Source organism: Paracidovorax citrulli (assembly GCF_900100305.1).
Taxonomy (GTDB): domain Bacteria; phylum Pseudomonadota; class Gammaproteobacteria; order Burkholderiales; family Burkholderiaceae_C; genus Paracidovorax; species Paracidovorax citrulli.
In genome coordinates this window covers 13,706-31,398 of record NZ_FNEY01000002.1, presented here as the reverse complement: position 1 = coordinate 31,398, position 17,693 = coordinate 13,706, and the positions used below count along the sequence as shown (strand labels likewise).

Genomic DNA, 17,693 nt, shown 5'->3' with positions numbered 1-17,693 from the left:
TTAATAGAGGGTTTTCACAGCACGTTCCAGCAGGAGTCTCACACCATGGGCAACAAGATCGTTACCGAAGCCGACCGCAAGCGCACCCCCCAACCGAAGCCGCTGCCCGGCATGTCCCTGCCCACGGGTGGCCGCGGCCAGCGCGTGAGCCTGGAGCGCGGCGTCGCCACGCGCAGCAAGAAGAACCCCGGCAAGCGCTCCAAGAAGGGCGGCTGAGCCCCCTTTCCAGCGGCGGCGCCCCGTGCGGCCGCCCTGCGCCCCGAAGCCCTCCTGCGCGAGGGCTTTTTTGCGTGGGGCCGTTCAGCGCGCGGGCCCGGGCACCTGGAACGCGGCGCGCGCGGCCAGGGCCGCCTCGCGCGTGGCGCAGCCCTCGATGTGGTCGTTGACCAGGCCCATGGCCTGCATGAAGGCGTACATCGTGGTCGGCCCGACGAAGCCGAAGCCGCGCTTCTTCAGGTCCTTCGACAGGGCCACGGCGGCCGGCGCGGTGGTGAGCGACCTGGCGGCCGCCAGCGTGAGCCGCTCCGGGCGTCCCTCGGCGGCGGCCGGCGCGAAGCGCCACACATAGTGCGCCAGGCTGCCGAATTCGCGCCGCAGCTCCAGCACGCGGCGCGCATTGCGGATGGCCGACTCGATCTTGCCGCGGTGGCGCACGATGCCCGGGTCGGCCAGCAGGCGCGCCACCTCGGCCTCCCCGAAATCCGCCATGCGCTCGGCATCGAAGTTCGCGAATCCCGCGCGGAACGCCTCCCGCTTGTTGAGGATGGTGATCCAGCTCAGGCCCGCCTGGAAGCCCTCCAGGCAGAGCTTTTCGAACAGGCGCCGGTCGTCGCTGACCGGGAAGCCCCATTCATGGTCGTGGTAGTGGCGGTAGAGCGGCGTGGCGCGGCACCAGAAGCAGCGCGCGGGCTCGCCCGGGGCATCCGCGAACAGTCCTTCGGGCAGCTCGGGAGCGGCGGGCGCGGCGGGCGCCGGTTCGGCCGCGGGCGGCATGGGGTCATGGGGCATGGCGGCATTCTAGGAACCGGCCGCCGCTCCGTACACTCCACCGTGCTCCTGCGTGCCGCCCCATGCCCTGCCCACGCCCGCCTCCACGCCCGCCGACCTGCCCATGACCTCCCGGATCCGACCCCTTGCCCGCACTGCGCGCCTCGCGGCCGCCGGCCTCGCAGGCGCCCTGCTCGCGGGCTGCGCCCATACCGGCGACACGCTCGGCTACTACTGGCAATCGGTGCGCGGCCACCTGCAGATCATGCGGGCCGCGGAGCCGGTGGACGACTGGATCGCGCGGCCGGACACCGCCGCGCCATTGCGGGCCCGGCTGGAGCTCGCGCGAAAGGCCCGGGCGTTCGCGGTCACCGAACTGCACCTGCCCGACAACGCCAGCTACCGCCGCTATGCCGACCTGGGCCGCCGCGCCGCCGTCTGGAACGTGGTGGCCGCGCCGCCCGATTCGCTCACGCTGCACACCTGGTGCTTTCCCGTCACGGGCTGCATCGGCTACCGGGGCTATTTCGCGGAAGGCGACGCGCGCGCCGAAGCCGCGCGCCTCGCCGCCGACGGGCTGGAGACGGCCGTGTACGGCGTGCCCGCCTATTCCACGCTGGGCTACACCAACTGGCTGGGCGGGGACCCGCTGCTCAATACCTTCATCGGCTGGCCCGAAGGGGATTTCGTGCGGCTGCTGTTCCACGAACTGGCCCACCAGGTGGTGTATGCCAACGGCGACACGACGTTCAACGAATCCTTCGCCACGGCGGTGGAGCGGCTCGGCGTGGCCCGCTGGCTCGCCGAGCGGGCCACGCCGCAGGCCCGGGCCGAATACGCGCTGGGCGAGGAACGGCGCGCCGCGTTCCGGGGCCTGGCCCGCGCCACGCGCGAGCGGCTGGCGGACCTGTACGCACGGGAAGCGGGCCAGCCCGGGCTGCAGGAACACAAGCGCGAGGCGATGGAACAGTTTCGAGCCCGGTACGCCGGGCTGCGTGCCGGCTGGCTGGCGCAGGGCACGCAGCCCGCGCAGATCGCGGGATACGACCGCTGGGTGGCCGAAGCCAACAACGCGGCCTTCGGGGCGCAGGCCGCCTATGACGAACTCGTGCCCGCCTTCGAGGCGCTGTTCCAACGCGAGGGGGGCGAGTGGCCGCGGTTCTACCGGGCCGTGCGCCGGCTGGCCGCGCTGCCGCCGGACGAGCGGCTGCGGGAGCTGCGCGCCGCGCTGCCGGCGCCCGGGGTCTCCGGCCCCCCGCGGGCCGCGGATTGAAGCGGGGCTGCCGCCGCGCGGCGGCAGCCGGCGGTCAGCTCAGGGATTCGATCAGGTCGATGTACTGCTGCTTCGCGGCGTCGCCGTCCGTGCCCTTGAGCTTGGTCCAGGCATCCCACTTGGCGCGGCCCACGACGTCGGAGAAGCTGGGGCGGGCCTCCGCGTTGTCGCCCGCGGTGGCCTGCTTGTAGAGCGCATAGATCTTGAGCAGCGTCGGGTTGTCGGGGCGCTCGCTGAGGTTCTTGGACTGGGCCACGGCGGCTTCGAAGGCGGCGTTCAGGTCGGACATGGGAAAGCGTGTCTCCGGGTGGGATGGAAGGAATATCTTAGACGGCCGCGTCAGAACATTTCCCAGTCGTCCGCCCCTGCCGCGGCGGGAGAGGCGGCCGGTGCGGAACGGGCGGCGGGCGCCGCAGGGGTGGAGGCGGCCGGCGGCGTTCCCCCCTTCCGGCCGGGCAGGGACGGCACGGGCCGTGGCGGATGCGCGGCCCGCGCGGCGGACGGCGCCGGCACCGCTGCCGGACGGCGGGGCTCGGCCGGCGCGGCATGGGCGGAAGCTGCCGGCGCTGCGGCGTGCGGTGCGGCGTGCGGTGCATGGACCGCAGCGGCGGCTGGCGGGCGCCCCAGCTGGAACACCTCCACGGCGCGCACCAGCTCGGCGGCCTGGGTGCTCAGGCTGCTGGCCGCCGCGGCCATCTGCTCCACCAGGGCGGCGTTCTGCTGCGTGGCCTGGTCCACGTGGGTGATGGCTTCGGCGATCTGGTCCACGCCCTGGCTCTGCTCGGCGCTGGAGGCGCTGATCTCGCCCATCAGGTCGGTGGCGCGGCGGATCGAGGCGACGACCTCCGTCATGGTGGCTCCCGCCCGGTCCACGAGCCCGCTGCCGCGGCCCACGCGCTCGACGCTGCCGGTGATGAGCTCCTTGATCTCCCTGGCCGCCGTGGCGCTGCGCTGCGCGAGGGTGCGCACCTCGGCCGCCACCACGGCGAATCCGCGGCCCTGCTCGCCGGCGCGTGCGGCCTCCACCGCCGCGTTCAGCGCGAGGATGTTGGTCTGGAAGGCGATGCCGTCGATCACGCCGATGATGTCGCCGATCTGCCGGCTGCTGTCCTGGATCTCCTTCATGGTGTCCACCACCTGCGCGACGACGGTGCCGCCATCGGCCGCCACGCTGGAGGCGGCCTGGGCCAGTTCGTTGGCGCGGCGCGCGCTGTCGGCGTTGCGGCGCACGGTCGAGCCGAGTTCTTCCATGGACGCGGCGGTCTGCTGCAGCGCGGAGGCCTGCCGCTCGGTGCGTGCGGACAGGTCGTGGTTGCCCGCCGCGATCTCGCGGCTGGCGGAAGAGACGCTCTCCGAACTGGACCGCACGGTGGTCACCACGGCCGCGAGCCGGTCGCGCATCGAGCCCAGGCCGGCCATGACGCTGGCGCCGTCCCGCGCGCGCACCGGCACGTCCACGGCCAGGTCGCCCCCCGCCACGGCCAGCGCCACGCGCTTGAGATCGGGCGGGTCCGCGCCCAGTTCGCGCACGACCGAGCGCAGGTACCAGCTCAGCCCGGCGAGGCAGGCCACCACGACCAGCACCGCGATCGTGGCGAGGTCGCGGTCGGTGTCGGCGAGTTCCTGCACGTCGTTGATGCGCTCGGACAGGCGGTTGCGCGCGGGAATGGTGCGGTCCACGAGCATGGCGAACGCTTCATCCCTGCGGCCGGCCTGGATGAGCCGGATGTTGTCGGTGCCGGTGGCCCAGAACTCGTCCATGAGCGCCGGGATCGGGGCATAGGCCTGGCGGCCGTCGTCGGAGATCATGTTGTCTCCGAAGTCCTTCAGCGTCTTCTGCAGCAGGGCGCGCTTTTCCGCGATGTCCGCCAGGGTGGCGTTGAGCTCTTCGGGCGTGCGCGAAAGGATGGCGTGCCGCAGTTGCAGCGAGACCCGCGTGACGTTCAGTTCCAGCTCGGCGATGCGCTGCAGCTGGGGAACGTTGTAGGCGCGCACGATCTCGGCATCGCGGCTGAGCCGCTCCATCATGGTCCAGATCGAGACGGCCGAGACCGCCAGCAGCACGAAGATGAGCGTGTTGATCGCCATCAAGCGCCGCGCCATCGTCCAGCGGCCTGTTGCTTGCCCTTCCATGGGTGCTCCTCCCTTCACGGTGAACGGCCGTGTGCTGGTCCGGGGCGCCCTCTCCCGCCGCGGTCACTGCCGATGTGGTGTGTCGCGACATTGTTTGCGGGAATTCGCGAAAAAACCAGGGGGCACGCGCGCCATGGCGGCAGGCGCGCGTCGCGGAAGTCTCCGCAGGGCCGCGCCGCGCTCTTCCGGCAGGACGGGGCCGCGCGGCCGTCAGGGGCGGCCGGCCAGGCCGTCGGCGGCCTGCAGCAGCGCCTCGCGCGCCTGCTCGACGATGCGCACCTTCCACCCGGGCGTGTCGGTGTAGAACGCGGCCAGCACCTGACGCCGGATCGCCTCCGCCTGGGCGACGGGCGCCTCGGGATGCAGGCGCAGCCAATGGTCGGCGCGCAGGGCCTGCAGCACCTCCAGGATGGGCACGGTGCCGTATTCGAGCGCGATGCCGGTCACCTCGGCCTGCGGGCACTCGTCGTACGCGCTGTTCCACATGAGCCCGGTCAGAAAGGCCGAGCTGGACGAGCCGTCGTAGATCGACGTGACCGGCGTCGCGCCGTCGCCGCCCCACCACGCCCGCGCGCGCGCGATGGCGGCGGCATCGTCGCGGCCCGCGTAGATGCGCTCGCCATGGCCGCCGGGCCCGAGGCCCGTGTGCAGGTCGATCCAGGCGATGTGCCGCGCGGCCGCGCCTTGCGTGCGCAGTATCCGTCGCAGGGTGAGGTTGCTCCAGGTGGGCGCGGTGCCGCCGAAGAACAGCCCGTCCGGGAACTCGTGCTGCCCCCCGGTGACGGCCGCCTGCCACGCCGCCTCGCCGCGCTCGGCGATGAACGCGGCCACGGCGCGCTCGTTCTCGGGCGACGGAGGCCACTGCGCGGGCAGCAGCAGCGGCGCGACATCGCGGTAGGCCTCGTTGACCGGCAAGGGCCGGCCGAAATCCTGGAAATTGCGGTTCAGGTCCACGTTCTCGTGCGTGGCGCGGCGCGTGTGCGAGAAGCCGTGCGGGTTCAGCCCGTGGATGTAGAGCACCGCCAGCCCCGCATCCCGGGCCCGCGCGCGCCACGCCGCGTCGTGCAGCGCGAACACCTGCACCCCGCTGCCGCAATGGCCTTCCACGCCATGGCAGGCGCTGCTCAGGATGAGCAGGCGGTGCGCATCTGCGGGGCCGTCGCGCACCACGTCCATCGCCAGCGGCTCGCCTTCGCGGCCCGGCAGCGGATGCGGATGCGACTCCACCGCGAGGCCGGCCGCGGCCGCCGCGTCGAGGAACTGTGCGCGGGCCCGCGCATAGGTGGAGGAAAACGCGTGCGCGGGGGCGATCATCCTGGGAGATTCCTGGGGAATTACGTCAGACGGCGTGAGGCTGCAGGAGCCGGAACGCGCAGGCCCGGCCCGCAGTGCCGGCGGGAAGGGGAGCGGAAAGGGAAGGGACAGGAAGCGGCCGGAAGGTGCGCCACGGCCCGGCATGCAGGCCGCGGCGCGCCCGGCGTCAGGCGGCGGGCCGCGGCGACGACAGCCACTGCCGGGCCAGTTCCACCCAGTAGGTGGCGCCCAGCGGGAGCAGGTCGTCGTTGAAGTCGTAGCTCGGGTTGTGCAGCGTGCAGGGGCCGCCGCCATGGCCCATCTCGCGGTGCGTGCCTTCGCCGTTGCCGATGAAGCAGTAGGCGCCGGGCCTGGCCTGCAGCATGAACGCGAAATCCTCCGCGCCCATGGTGGGCTCCTGCGGGGAGACGTGCTCCGCGCCCACGATGCCCTCCATCACGCGGCGCGCGAACGCGGCCTCGGCCGGCGAATTCACGGTCGGTGGGTAGTTGCGGTGGAACTCGAACTCGCACACCGCGTCGTGGGCGGCGCAGGTGTGCTCGGCCACCTGCCGCATGCGGCGCTCGATCATGTCGAGCACTTCCAGCGTGAAGGTGCGCACCGTGCCCTGCAGTTCGCAGCTGTCGGGCACCACGTTGGTGGCCTCGCCGGTGTGGATCATGGTGACCGAGATCACGCCGGCATCGACCGGCTTCTTGTTGCGGCTGATGATGTTCTGGAACGCCTGCACCATCTGGCAGGCCACGGGCACCGGGTCGATGCCCATGTGCGGCATGGCGGCATGGCTGCCCTTGCCGCGGATGACGATCCTGAATTCGTTGGACGAGGCCATGACCGGGCCGGGGCTGACCGCGAACTGGCCGGCGCGCATGCCGGGCCAGTTGTGCATGCCGAACACGGCCTCCACCGGGAATTGGGTGAACAGGCCGTCCTCGATCATCACGCGCGCGCCGCCGCCGCCCTCTTCCGCCGGCTGGAAGATCAGGTACACGGTGCCGTCGAAGTCGCGGTGCTTCGCGAAATGCTGGGCCGCGCCGAGCAGCATGGCCGTGTGGCCGTCGTGGCCGCAGGCGTGCATCTTGCCGGGGTGGGTGCTGGCGTGCGAGAAGGTGTTGAATTCGGTGATGGGCAGCGCGTCCATGTCGGCGCGCAGGCCCACCGCGCGGCCCGAGGCGCCGCCGTCGCGGCCGTGCACGATGCCCACGACGCCCGTCTTGCCCAGCCCCCGGTGGACCGGAATGCCCCACTCGGCGAGCTTGGCGGCCACGATGTCGGCCGTGCGCACTTCCTCGAAGCACAGTTCGGGATGCGCGTGGATGTCGCGGCGCACGGCGGCGATGCCTGCCGCCTCGGTGACGATGGAGTCGATGAGTTTCATAATGGATGCTTCCTTGGTCCAGAGAGTCTAGCCCTGCCTCCGCACGCGCACCAGACAGGGTTATTCCACCCCACGATGCTGTCCGAACACGCCCTCTCGCTCGCCCAGGCCCTGGTGCGCATGAATACCGTGAGCCACCGCTCCAACCTGGAGCTCATCGATTTCATCCGCACGGAACTGGATCGCCTCGGCGTGAAGTGCCGGCTGACCTACGACGCAAGCAAGACCAAGGCCAATCTGTTCGCCACCCTGGGCGAGGGCAAGCCCGCGGGCATCATCCTCTCGGGCCACACCGACACCGTGCCCTGGGACGGCCAGGACTGGAGCATGGACCCGCTCTCGGCCACGGTGCAAGGCGGCCGGCTCCACGGCCGGGGCAGCGCCGACATGAAGGCCTTCATCGCCATCGCGCTGTCGCAGGCGCGCCAGTTCCTGGAAAGCGACGCGCCCTTCGCCATCCACTATGCCTTCAGCTACGACGAGGAAGTAGGCTGCTTCGGCGCGCGCGAACTCATCGCCGACATGCGCGAGGCCGGCGTGCGGCCGCTGGCCTGCATCGTGGGCGAACCCACCGACATGGTGCCGGCCATCGCGCACAAGGGGGTGTACCGCTACCGCTGCTGCGTGCGCGGCAAGGAAGCGCACTCCTCGCTCACGCCGCATTCGGTGAACGCGATCGAGATGGCCGCGCGCGTGGTGGGTCGCGTGCGCGACATGGCCGAGGGCTTCGAGCGCGAGGAGCCGCGCTGGGACGGCTTCGACGTGCCGTTTTCCACCGCCAGCGTGGGCCAGTTCCACGGCGGCATCGCCGACAACGTGGTGCCGCGCGACGCGGAGTTCCGCTACGAGTTCCGCGACCTGCCCACGGCCGACGCGGCCCGCATGCAGGCCGAGGTGGTGGCCTATGCGCGCTCGCTGGAGCCCGCGATGCAGGCGGTGGCGCCGCAGGCGGGCATCACTTTCGACACCATCTGCGAGATCCCGAGCTTCCTCGGCAGCGCCGAGGCTCCCGTCACGCGCCTGGCCCAGCGCCTCGCGGGCGAGGCCGGCACCACGCTCGTCGCCTTCGGCACCGAAGCCGGCCTCTTCAAGAATGCCGGCATCTCCACCGTGGTCTGCGGCCCGGGCAGCATCCGGCAGGCCCACCAGCCCGATGAATACGTGAGCCTGGAGCAACTGGCCCGCTGCGAGGCCTTCATGCGCGGCCTGGCGCAGACGCGCGCACTCGAGGGCTAGACCTTCACCCGTCCGTCGCCGGTCAGCATCGACATCTCGACGAAGCGCGAGCCCGCGTGGCTGCTGCCGCTGAAGCTGATCGGATAGCCCGAGACCGTCGTGGTGCCGATGGCCTCCAGGCCGGCGACGAGCGATTCGCGCGTGGGCTTGCCGCCGCCCTGGCGCAGTCCCTCGGCGAACACCCGCGCGGCCACGTAGCCTTCCATGCTCGAGTAGTTGGCCTGCACCTTGTTGCCGCCCTTCCTGATCGCATCCTGGAACTCCCGGGCGATCTGCCGCGTGGTCTGGTAGGGCGAGGGCATCACCTGCGAGACGACGACGCCGGCGCCGTCCCGGCCCAGCGCGTCGGCCAGGGCCTGCGTGCCCACGAAGGAGAGGTTGTAGAAGGTGCCGCCATAGCCCGCCTTGCGCGCCGCGCGCACGAAGGCGGCGCTGGCCGCGTAGGTGGTGACCAGCACGATGGACTCCGGGCGGGCGGCCACGAGCTTCGCGACGGCCGGTGCCACGTCCACCGAGTTGCGGGGCACGGTCGCCGTGGCGTGCGGCTTGAGCTGGTCCTGCGCCAGGGCGGCGGTGACACCGTCGAGCCCCGCCTTGCCGTAGGCGTCGTCCTGGTAGAGCACGGCGATCCTGCGCAGCCCCAGGTGGGTGAGCTGCCGCACGATCACGGCCGTCTCGTCGTGGTAGGAAGCCCGGACGTGGAAGATCAGGCGGTTGAATGGCTGGCGCAGCGCTTCCGCCCCGGTGAAGGGCGCGAAGAAAGGCACCCTGGCCTGGTTGAACAGCGGCAGCGCCGCGAGGCTGGTGGGCGTGCCCACGTAGCCGAAGAGGGCCAGCACGTCCTGCTCGATGAACTTGCGGGTGTTGGCCGCGCACCGGTCGGGCTCGTAGCCGTCGTCCAGGGTGCGCAGTTCCACCGGCCGCCGGCCGATGCCGCCCTGTGCGTTGAGCGCGTCGAAATACAGCTTCGCGCCCGCGTGGAACTGCACGCCCAGCTGGGCGGACGGCCCGGAGAGCGGCGCCGACTGGCCGAGCACGATGGGCCCTTCGGGCTGCGCGCGCGCCAGCCCGAACCCCGCGGCCGCGGCCACCCCCAGACCGATGGAAAACCGCCTGCGCCCCAGTTCTGCCTGCTTCATGGTGAAATCTCTCTTGGGGCTCGACAGCCGGCTTGCGGCAGATCCGGCCCCGATGTTGTTGAAACCCTGGAAAGACCGCACCCCGCCTGTCCAGTCCGACTGCGGGCGCAGTGTATCGCTCCGTCCCGCCCGATGCCCACGATGGAAACCATTTTGCACATTCCCGAGCCGTCCGCCGCCCCCCTGCAGGTGCGCGGCGCCTGCCCCCACGACTGCCCCGACACCTGCGCGCTGGTCACCACCGTGGAGAACGGCGTGGCCGTGCGGGTGCAGGGCAATCCGGCGCACGGGCACACCGACGGCGTGCTCTGCGCCAAGGTGTCGCGCTACGCCGAGCGCACGAACCATCCGGACCGCATCCTCACGCCGCTGCGGCGCACGGGCCCCAAGGGCAGCGGGCAGTTCGAGCCGGTGGGCTGGGACGAGGCGCTGGCGGACATCGCGGCGCGCCTGTCCGCGATCGCCGCGCGCGATCCGCAGGCCATCCTGCCCTACAGCTATGCCGGCACCATGGGGCTGGTGCAGGGCGAGAGCATGGACCGGCGGTTCTTCCACCGCCTGGGCGCCTCGCTGCTGGGGCGCACCATCTGCGCGGCCGCGGGCGGCGAAGGGCTGAACCAGACGCTGGGCGGCAAGGTGGGCATGAAGGTGGAGCATTTCGCCGGGTCGCAGCTGATCCTCATCTGGGGCAGCAATTCGATCGGCAGCAACCTGCACTTCTGGCGCTATGCGCAGCAGGCCAAGCGCGCGGGCGCCCGGCTGGTGTGCATCGACCCGCGCAGGACCGAGACGGCCGACAAGTGCCACGAGCACCTGCAACTGCTGCCCGGCACCGATGCGGCCCTGGCACTGGCGATGATGCACGAGTTGATCGTGCACGACTGGCTGGACCACGACTACATCGCGCGCCACACGGTGGGCTGGGAAGGCCTGCGCGAGCGGGCGCTCGCCTGGTCCCCTGAGCGCGCCGCGGCGGTCTGCGGCCTGCCGGTGGAGCAGATCCGCCAGCTGGCGCGCGACTACGGCACCACGAAGCCCGCGGCCATCCGCCTCAACTACGGCATGCAGCGTGCGCGCGGCGGCGGCAATGCCACGCGCGCCGTGGCCTGCCTGCCCGCGCTCGTGGGCGCCTGGCGGCACCGGGCGGGCGGGCTGCTGCTCTCCAGCTCGGGGCAGTTCCCCGTGCAGCGGCCCGTGCTGCACCGCCCCGACCTGATCCCCGCGGGCGTGCGGCCGCGCACCATCAACATGTCCACCATCGGCGACGACCTGCTGCGCGCCGCCTCGCCCGGGTTCGGACCGCGCGTCGAGGCCGTGGTCGTCTACAACAGCAATCCGGTGGCCGTGGCGCCGGAATCGGCCAAGGTGGTGCGCGGCTTCGCGCGGGACGACCTGTTCACCGTGGTGCTGGAGCATTTCCAGACCGACACGGCCGATTACGCGGACTACGTGCTGCCCGCCACCACGCAGCTGGAGCACTGGGACGTGCACGTGGCCTACGGCCACACCGACGTGCTGCTGAACCGGCCGGCCGTGGCGCCGCTCGGCCAGTCCAGGCCCAACACCCAGGTGTTCCGCGAACTGGCCGCGCGCATGGGCTTCACGGAGCCCTGCTTCGCCGACAGCGACGAGGACCTCTGCCGGCAGGCCTATGGCCACCATGTGGACTTCCAGCAATTGCTGGACACGGGCTTCGCCACGCTGGCGATTCCCGATGCGCCATTCGCGGAAGGCGGCTTCCCGACGCCCTCGGGCCGCTGCGAGTTCCACAGCGAGCGGCTGGCCGCGCAGGGGCTGGACCCGCTGCCGGACTACCTGCCCAACCACGAGCCCGCGCAGCCTGGCGGCCGCTATCCGCTGGCGATGATCTCGCCGCCGGCGCGCAACTTCCTGAACTCCACCTTCGTGAACGTCACGAGCCTGCGCAACATCGAGACCGAGCCGCTGCTGGAGATGCACCCCGAGGACGCCGCCGCGCGCGGCATCGCCGACGGCAGCACCGTGCGCGTGTTCAACGACCGCGGCAGCTATGCCTGCCGCGTGGCGCTCAACGGCCGCGCGCGCGCGGGCGTGGTGCACGGCCTGGGCATCTGGTGGCGCAAGTTCGGCCTGCAGGGCACGAACGTGAACGAGGTGACGGGGCAGGCGCTGACGGACCTGGGGGCGGCGCCGACGTTCTATGACTGCGCGGTGGAAGTACAGGCCCAGGGGGACTGACGACAGGCCCTGCTCGTCCACCGGAACGCTCAAGGGCTCAAGGAAGCACCTCGACGGCCTGCAGCCAGGCGTGGAAATGAGGGCAGGCCGCCCTCATGGCGTCCAACCCGATGTCGCATGCGATCAGCGGTCCATGAAAGGTCTTCTGGTACTCCGGCATGACAGCCAGGATGCGCTTGGATGGGGCCGTATGTGGGCCACCATTCACGTCCTCGGGCGCCCCGGCATCTGCCACAGCCCTGACCAACGTGGAAGGCACCGTGCCATCGCTCGTCCACTCCGCGAACTGCTCGGGACAGGAGAGCAGCAGGGCCTCGTACTCATGCACCATCAGATAAGGCAGAAAGTTGGGCTGGCGTATGTCCTGCGACAGCAGGCTTTCCAGGTAGAGCGCTTTTGCCGCACCGCTGGCGTGCGCCGGATAGGCTGCAGCGGCCTTGCCGGGAAAATCCGTGGGCAGGGCGTACAGATCGAACATCGTCGTGACATGCGCCTCTTCGTCCTGCCTGCACAGCCGGACAATCTGGGGCTTGACCTTGGCGTAGCTCACCACCCCTCCCTTGTGCCCCGGGCTGGTACTGACGATGATGGGCGTCAGGAAGCGGCCGAGCCGGGCATAGTGCGGTACCAGCAATTCGCGGACAAAAGCTTCCTCGGTCTGCCCCTCCACCAGCACATAGATGCGGCTCATCGCTGAGGCCTCCCTCCGAGGATGTTTTTCTTCCACAGCTCACCCAGGGTGTATTCCTGAAGCCATTCAGCCAGCGAGTCGGCATCGGGACGCGCAAAGGTGGATGCGCCCCCTTTCTTGTCCACCACGATCAGATCCTCGGGATCGAACTCATTGACCAATTCCACCGACTGGGTGGAAACGATGATCTGGTGTTGCTGCGCGGTGGACTTCATCATCGCCCCCAGCATCGTGATGGCGAAAGGATGCAGACCCAATTCGGGTTCGTCGATCAGGATGGTTGCGGGCATGCACTCTTCAGGCTGCAGCAGCACGGCAGCGAGGCAAATGAAGCGCAGTGTTCCATCCGACAAGGCGCTGGCGGTAAAAGGCACATCCTGGCCGACCTCGGTCCATTCGAGCTGGATCCTTTCTGGATTGCCAGCGTAGGGGCGAAACAGGAAATCACCGAAGAACGGCGCCACCATCTGAATGGACTTGACGATGCGCTGGTAATGGCTGGCGTGGTGGTCCTTGAGCTGCTTGAGAAAAGCCGCGAGATTCCGGGCGTCTTCTCTCAGGTATTCGTAGTCGCCGACGCCGTGCACCTGCTTGACCATCGCCGAGGTGCTCGTGTCGTGAAAATGGTAGACACGCCAGCTGCGCATCGCCGGGACCGTGTAATCCCATATACCCCCTTTCCCTTCCCGGTTCTTGAACCGGGTCTCGAAATGGCCGGAGGTCGATTGCCAATCACCATGTATGTTCCACCACAGGGCCTCGCGAGCGAACATCATCCGATTGTCCTGCGTCGGCTTGAGACGAAAGCGGTAGCCGTTATTGCCGAAATACAGCTCCGCACTCAAAGTCTCGGTTTTCTTCCGCCCATAGTGGAGCATCGCGTCCGGTCCGCCCATGTCGCCCACACAGACCTGAAGCTGCTCATCCAGGATGCGGCCGATGAGCTTGAAGAACCCGATGAAATTCGACTTCCCCGCTCCATTGGCGCCTATGAGCACGTTGATGGAACCCAGGGGCAAATCGCATTCAGCGATCGACTTGTAGCCCTTCAAAACCAGCCGGGACAGCTGGTTCGGGTTGGTGACGTTTTTCACTATCAGGAAACTCCATGGTTCTGGGCAGATTGCACTCGCCCGACGGACAGGCACCGCAGGACATCTGCTGCCAGCGGGCCATCCGTTAACGAGGGGCATGCCCTCTTTTCCTGCCGACAATCCAGTGTGCTCTCGGCAAGGCCGCGCTACACGCCCGGTATCACAAGACGCCCCAAGGGCACGGCCCTCCACTGCCAAGTGGACAGGGAAGGCAGTTTATTCACATTCCGGGAAGGAGCAGGCATGCGCCACATGCGTTGCGCTGCATGCAGTGCCATTTTGCCGCGCCTTGCACGGCTGGCTGGGCCTGGGCTGACGATCAGCGGTTCATCACCACCCAGCCCGTCACCACCGCCACCTGGCTTTCGTCGAGCGTGGTGGCCGTGGTGCTGCCGAAGGCCATGCGTTCGTCCACGCTCCAGGGCACGCCGGTGGTCACGGCCACCAGGGCGGCCTGGGAATTCTCCCGCATGCGGCCGAAGCGGGCGTCCGCGCTGCCGTCGATCTGCGCGTCCAGCAGGGAGGCCAGCGCCGGGGTGATGCGCTTGAGCACCATCACGTTGCGCGGGCGCGAGACATAGGTGCCGACCGTCGTCCCGGGCTCGGCCCAGGCCACGTTCTGGAAGCACACCTCCACCTCCTGCGGGTTGCCATTGGAGTCCAGGTAGGCGTAGCGGCTGGCCTGCCCTTCGGCGCGGCCCTGCGGCAGGCGGATGCCGGCGGCCAGGAACACGTTGAGCAGGTCGTTGCCGCACAGCTCCGTGGTGTTGCCGTTGACCAGGCCCGTGGGGGCCGTGGCCGAGTCGCCGGGCACGATGCCGGTGCCCGTGACGTAGGCGTCGTAGGCCATCAGCCAGCCCTGCACGAAGCTGGAGGAGATGCGCTGGTAGCTGGCGTTGCGCTGCAGGTCGCGGCCCACGGCCACGGCGCCGATGATCAGGCCGATGACGACCAGCGCGATGGACAGTTCCAGCATGCTGAAGCCGCGTTGCGCGGCAGCGCGGCGGCGGGAGCCCGGGCGGTGGATGGGGAAAAGGCACATGTGTCAGAAACCCAGGTTGTCGGCGGTGCGGGCGTCGGCGTCGATGGCGGTGGCCTGCGCGGCGCTGTCGGTGACCAGGGGCGCCACCTCTGTGACGCGGCGGTCGGCCTCCTGCTTGGCCAGCACGGACTTGGCCAGCGTGGCGGCCGAGGCCACGACGGCGGCGGTGTTGGAGACCACGGAGGCGACCGCCGGCGCCATCACGCCCGCGGCCGAGCCATAGGTGAGGATGGTGAATGCCACCGCGTTGGCCGAGCCTGCCACGGCGGAAGACAGCCCCGCCGAGGCGCTGAGCACCCCGGCCGTGGCGGAGGCCACGCCGGCGCCCGCGAGCAGCGCGGCGATCTCCAGCTGGCGCTGGTAATCGACCATCGCCTGCTGCATGGAGGCGGCGGCCGTCGCCGCATTGACATGGGAATGGCTGACCGCCGAGAGCGCCTGGCCGCACTGCATCTGCGCGAACAGCGCGTTGAAGGGCACGGCCAGCACCCGGTCGTCGTAACCGCCGGAGACCGGGCGGTTGGCGGCGTCGAAGGTGGGCGAGGTATTCGACGCGCCGGCCTGGCGGCCGTCGAAGGGGTTGCCGTCGCCGTCGGCGTCCAGCAGCCCGGGCGCGGCGACCGTGAAGGCGACCGCGCGGCGCGCGGCGCCTGCATTGGCATCGATCACACCCAGGGCCGATGCGTTCGCGGGTGCGTTGGAGGCCAGGGTCATGGCATAGCAGAAGTCCAGCAGGTTCGCGTTGGCCGGGTTGAGCGCCAGCGGCGTCGCGGGCAGCACGGGCGGCAGGCCCACGGTGAACGAGGGGCGCAGGCGGTCTTTGGACTGCGCCAGGTCCATGTCGCGCCAGGGCTGGTCGGTGTCGGGCGCGCGGTAGGCGCCGTACATCAGCGTGCCCGCGCGCGCATCGGGAACGCCCAGGGTGCGCCAGGGCAGGAAACCGACCTGGCGGCCGCCGGTGCAGTCCTCGTCGTGAAGCGCCGCCCCGGCAAGCCCAGTTTTCGGGGGGCGGATTATGTCGTTACCAAATGACGACACATCCGCAGCCCCTCCGGACGGCCGGGTCACCCCAAGCAAGAAAAGGTCCAGCCCCTGCCCAAGACGGATCAGTCCACCCCGCCGCTGCCGGCATGGCCGTGGCCATGCCCGTCCGGGTCCGGGTCCCGCGGCACGGAGGCTGCGGGATCGCGCGGATCCAGCGCCAGGAAGTGGTGCACCACCGGGGCCTCCGGGCCGATGTGGAAGCGCCGTGCCTCGGCCTGCTGGTCGGCATCGGCACGCGAGACGCGCCGGTGCTGCCGCAGGTGCTCCGCCCAGGACTCGACCAGGAACCATTCGATCACCCGCCCCGGCTCCCCCGTGTGCTCGGCCACGCCCCAGGCATAGGCACCGTCGCGGCGGCGCTCGCGGGCCACGTGCCGCATGGCCTGCAGGAAGGCAGGCAGGTCGTGCCGCCGCACCCGGTACTCGACCTGCACCATCACCGGGCCGCGGTCGTGCGCCACGGGCTCGGCCAGCAGCGGCTCGGGCCAGTGGTTGGACGGCTGCAGGTCGGCTTCGCCCGTGGGCAGCTTGACGCGGTGGAAGACCAGCGACACGGCCACCAGCCCGCCCGCCCCGGCCAGCAGCGTGGCCGGCAGGCCCAGCTGGCCGGCCACCAGGCCCCAGCCCAGGCTGCCCAGCGCCATGGCGCCGTTGAACACCATCAGGTAGATGGCCAGCCCGCGGCCGCGCACCCAGTTGGGCAGCACCGCCTGGGCCACGCCGTTGAGCGTGGTCAGCGCGATGATCCAGCCCAGGCCCAGCGCCAGCATCAGCGCCACGGCGGCCCACTGCGGTGGCGCCAGGGCCAGCACGCCCATCACCACCGCCGTGACGGCCGAGGCCAGCAGCACCAGCCCGTCGGTGTCCAGGCGCCTGCGCAGCCGCGGCAGCAGCACCGCGCCCAGGATGGCGCCCGCGCCCACGGCGCCCAGCATCACGCCGTAGAAGCCGGCCGTGCCGCCCAGCATGCGGCGCGCCACCAGCGGCAGCAGCGCCCAGACCGAACTGGCGAACAGGAAGAACACCGCCGCGCGCAGCAGCACCACGTGCAGTTCGCGGCTGGCGCGGGCATAGCGCACGCCGGCCCGGAAGGCGCCGAAGAACTGCTCGTTCAGCGCCGAGGCCTCGGCCTGCGGGCGCTTCCACCACAGCAGCGCGGCGATCACGAACACATAGCTCAGCACGTCGAGCCCGTAGGCGGCCGCGGCGCCGAAGCTCGCCAGCAGCAGGCCGCCGGCGGCCGGCCCGATGGCGCGGGCGATGTTGATGCCCAGCGAATTCAGCGCCACGGCGCTCTTGAGCTCGCTGCGCGGCACCAGCTCGGGCACGATGGACTGCCAGGTCGGGCCCATCAGCGCGGCGCCGATGCCGCCCACGAAGGTGAGCGCCACCAGCCACTCCACCGTCAGCGCCTGCGTGTGGGCCAGCACCAGCAGCGTGCCGCTGACGGCGCCCAGCAGCACCTGCACGCCGATCAGGAAGCGGCGGCGGTCCAGGATGTCCGACAGCACGCCCGCGGGAATCGCCAGCAGGAAGACGGGCAGCGTGGCCGCCGTCTGGATCAGCGCCACGGCCGCGGGGCTGGAGGACAGCTCCGTCACCATCCAGGCGCTGGCCACGTCGCGCATGAAGCTGCCGATGTTGCCCAGCACCGTGGCGGCCCACAGCACGGCGAAGACGGGAATGGCGAGCGGCGCGAAGCTGCCGGGTGCCTTGGTCGGGGGATGGTTGTTGTGATCAGCCACGATAAGCTCCCAGGTCGTGCCAGGCGACGAGCAGCATGCCGCCCACCAGGCCCCAATGTTCGAAGAATGCGTTGGCGCTGCGCTGCCGCTCGGGCGGCGCCTGCGTCCAGAAACGGTCCGCCAGAAAAGCCGCGGCGGCGGTGAAGCCCGCGAGGGCCAGCGCCCCCGCCCAGCGGTACCAGCCCGAAAGGATCAGGGCCGGTGCGCCGAACTGCAGCGCGATGGTGGCCAGGGCGATGGGCCCGGCAGGCGCCAGGCCGAAGCGGCGCATTTCGGCCACCGCGCCGCGGAAGTCGCGGACCTTGTCCCATCCACCCTGCAGGTAGGCCGCGCACAGGCACAGCAGGGCCAGCGGCTGCACCCAGGAGGCGGCGGCCGCGGCATGCAGCATCCCGTCCAC

16 protein-coding genes are annotated in these 17,693 nt (G+C 70.6%); 4 read left to right on the top strand and 12 right to left on the bottom strand.

Annotated elements, in window-relative coordinates; all coding sequences use genetic code 11:
- Positions 1 to 45: 45 nt before the first annotated feature.
- The gene (locus BLR99_RS22980) at positions 46 to 216 is read left to right on the top strand and encodes a hypothetical protein (RefSeq protein WP_011793934.1); all 171 of its coding nucleotides are present in this window, start codon (positions 46 to 48) and stop codon (positions 214 to 216) included.
- 84 nt (positions 217 to 300) lie between these two features.
- Here BLR99_RS22980 and BLR99_RS01435 read toward each other — a convergent pair whose 3' ends face one another.
- The gene (locus BLR99_RS01435; protein ID WP_011793933.1) at positions 301 to 1,008 is read right to left on the bottom strand and encodes a DNA-3-methyladenine glycosylase I; all 708 of its coding nucleotides are present in this window, start codon (positions 1,006 to 1,008) and stop codon (positions 301 to 303) included.
- Between the two features lie 103 nt (positions 1,009 to 1,111).
- On the opposite strand from BLR99_RS01435, the gene BLR99_RS01430 reads away from it, so the two are divergent.
- Complete coding sequence (locus BLR99_RS01430; RefSeq protein ID WP_041827780.1) at positions 1,112 to 2,260, top strand: aminopeptidase; 1,149 nt, start codon at positions 1,112 to 1,114, stop codon at positions 2,258 to 2,260.
- A gap of 34 nt (positions 2,261 to 2,294) precedes the next feature.
- On the opposite strand, the gene BLR99_RS01425 is transcribed toward BLR99_RS01430, so the two are convergent.
- The 4 genes from BLR99_RS01425 to BLR99_RS01410 all read right to left on the bottom strand — a co-directional run bounded on the left by BLR99_RS01425 (position 2,295) and on the right by BLR99_RS01410 (position 7,085).
- The gene (locus BLR99_RS01425; protein WP_011793931.1) at positions 2,295 to 2,549 is read right to left on the bottom strand and encodes an acyl-CoA-binding protein; all 255 of its coding nucleotides are present in this window, start codon (positions 2,547 to 2,549) and stop codon (positions 2,295 to 2,297) included.
- A 50-nt stretch (positions 2,550 to 2,599) separates the two neighbouring features.
- Positions 2,600 to 4,393 carry a methyl-accepting chemotaxis protein gene (locus BLR99_RS01420; RefSeq protein ID WP_046060395.1) on the bottom strand — a complete coding sequence of 598 codons (1,794 nt, stop codon included), beginning with the start codon at positions 4,391 to 4,393 and terminating at the stop codon, positions 2,600 to 2,602.
- Between the two features lie 210 nt (positions 4,394 to 4,603).
- Entirely contained in the window at positions 4,604 to 5,707 is a 1,104-nt protein-coding gene (locus BLR99_RS01415; protein ID WP_011793929.1) for a M14 family metallopeptidase, read from the bottom strand.
- Positions 5,708 to 5,873: 166 nt separating this feature from the next.
- Positions 5,874 to 7,085, bottom strand: coding sequence for a M20 aminoacylase family protein (locus BLR99_RS01410; protein WP_011793928.1), 1,212 nt, complete (start codon positions 7,083 to 7,085; stop codon positions 5,874 to 5,876).
- 75 nt (positions 7,086 to 7,160) lie between these two features.
- Between BLR99_RS01410 and argE the strand changes: the two genes are divergently transcribed.
- Positions 7,161 to 8,321 carry an acetylornithine deacetylase gene (gene argE / locus BLR99_RS01405; RefSeq protein WP_017439064.1) on the top strand — a complete coding sequence of 387 codons (1,161 nt, stop codon included), beginning with the start codon at positions 7,161 to 7,163 and terminating at the stop codon, positions 8,319 to 8,321.
- On the opposite strand, the gene BLR99_RS01400 is transcribed toward argE, so the two are convergent.
- Complete coding sequence (locus BLR99_RS01400) at positions 8,318 to 9,460, bottom strand: ABC transporter substrate-binding protein (RefSeq protein ID WP_011793926.1); 1,143 nt, start codon at positions 9,458 to 9,460, stop codon at positions 8,318 to 8,320. The genes argE and BLR99_RS01400 overlap by 4 nt on opposite strands.
- Before the next feature lie 141 nt (positions 9,461 to 9,601).
- Between BLR99_RS01400 and BLR99_RS01395 the strand changes: the two genes are divergently transcribed.
- Positions 9,602 to 11,677, top strand: coding sequence for a molybdopterin-containing oxidoreductase family protein (locus tag BLR99_RS01395; RefSeq protein ID WP_041827778.1), 2,076 nt, complete (start codon positions 9,602 to 9,604; stop codon positions 11,675 to 11,677).
- Between the two features lie 37 nt (positions 11,678 to 11,714).
- Here BLR99_RS01395 and BLR99_RS01390 read toward each other — a convergent pair whose 3' ends face one another.
- The 6 genes from BLR99_RS01390 to BLR99_RS01365 form a co-directional block, all read right to left on the bottom strand.
- Positions 11,715 to 12,368: a DUF4276 family protein gene (locus tag BLR99_RS01390; protein WP_011793924.1), complete on the bottom strand. Its 654-nt coding sequence runs from the start codon at positions 12,366 to 12,368 to the stop codon at positions 11,715 to 11,717.
- The gene (locus BLR99_RS01385; protein WP_011793923.1) at positions 12,365 to 13,462 is read right to left on the bottom strand and encodes an AAA family ATPase; all 1,098 of its coding nucleotides are present in this window, start codon (positions 13,460 to 13,462) and stop codon (positions 12,365 to 12,367) included. Before BLR99_RS01385 ends, BLR99_RS01390 begins: the two co-directional genes overlap by 4 nt.
- Before the next feature lie 319 nt (positions 13,463 to 13,781).
- The gene (locus tag BLR99_RS01380; RefSeq protein ID WP_011793922.1) at positions 13,782 to 14,504 is read right to left on the bottom strand and encodes a type II secretion system protein; all 723 of its coding nucleotides are present in this window, start codon (positions 14,502 to 14,504) and stop codon (positions 13,782 to 13,784) included.
- A 3-nt stretch (positions 14,505 to 14,507) separates the two neighbouring features.
- A complete protein-coding gene (locus BLR99_RS01375) occupies positions 14,508 to 15,542 on the bottom strand; it encodes a hypothetical protein (protein ID WP_183085773.1) in 1,035 nt (344 codons plus the stop codon).
- A 68-nt stretch (positions 15,543 to 15,610) separates the two neighbouring features.
- The gene (locus BLR99_RS01370) at positions 15,611 to 17,293 is read right to left on the bottom strand and encodes an MFS transporter (protein ID WP_011793920.1); all 1,683 of its coding nucleotides are present in this window, start codon (positions 17,291 to 17,293) and stop codon (positions 15,611 to 15,613) included.
- Positions 17,286 to 17,684 (bottom strand): DoxX family protein, encoded by a 399-nt coding sequence (locus tag BLR99_RS01365; RefSeq protein WP_011793919.1) that lies wholly within the window; start codon positions 17,682 to 17,684, stop codon positions 17,286 to 17,288. The genes BLR99_RS01370 and BLR99_RS01365 overlap by 8 nt, the downstream gene beginning before the upstream one ends.
- Between the last annotated feature and the right edge of the window lie 9 nt (positions 17,685 to 17,693).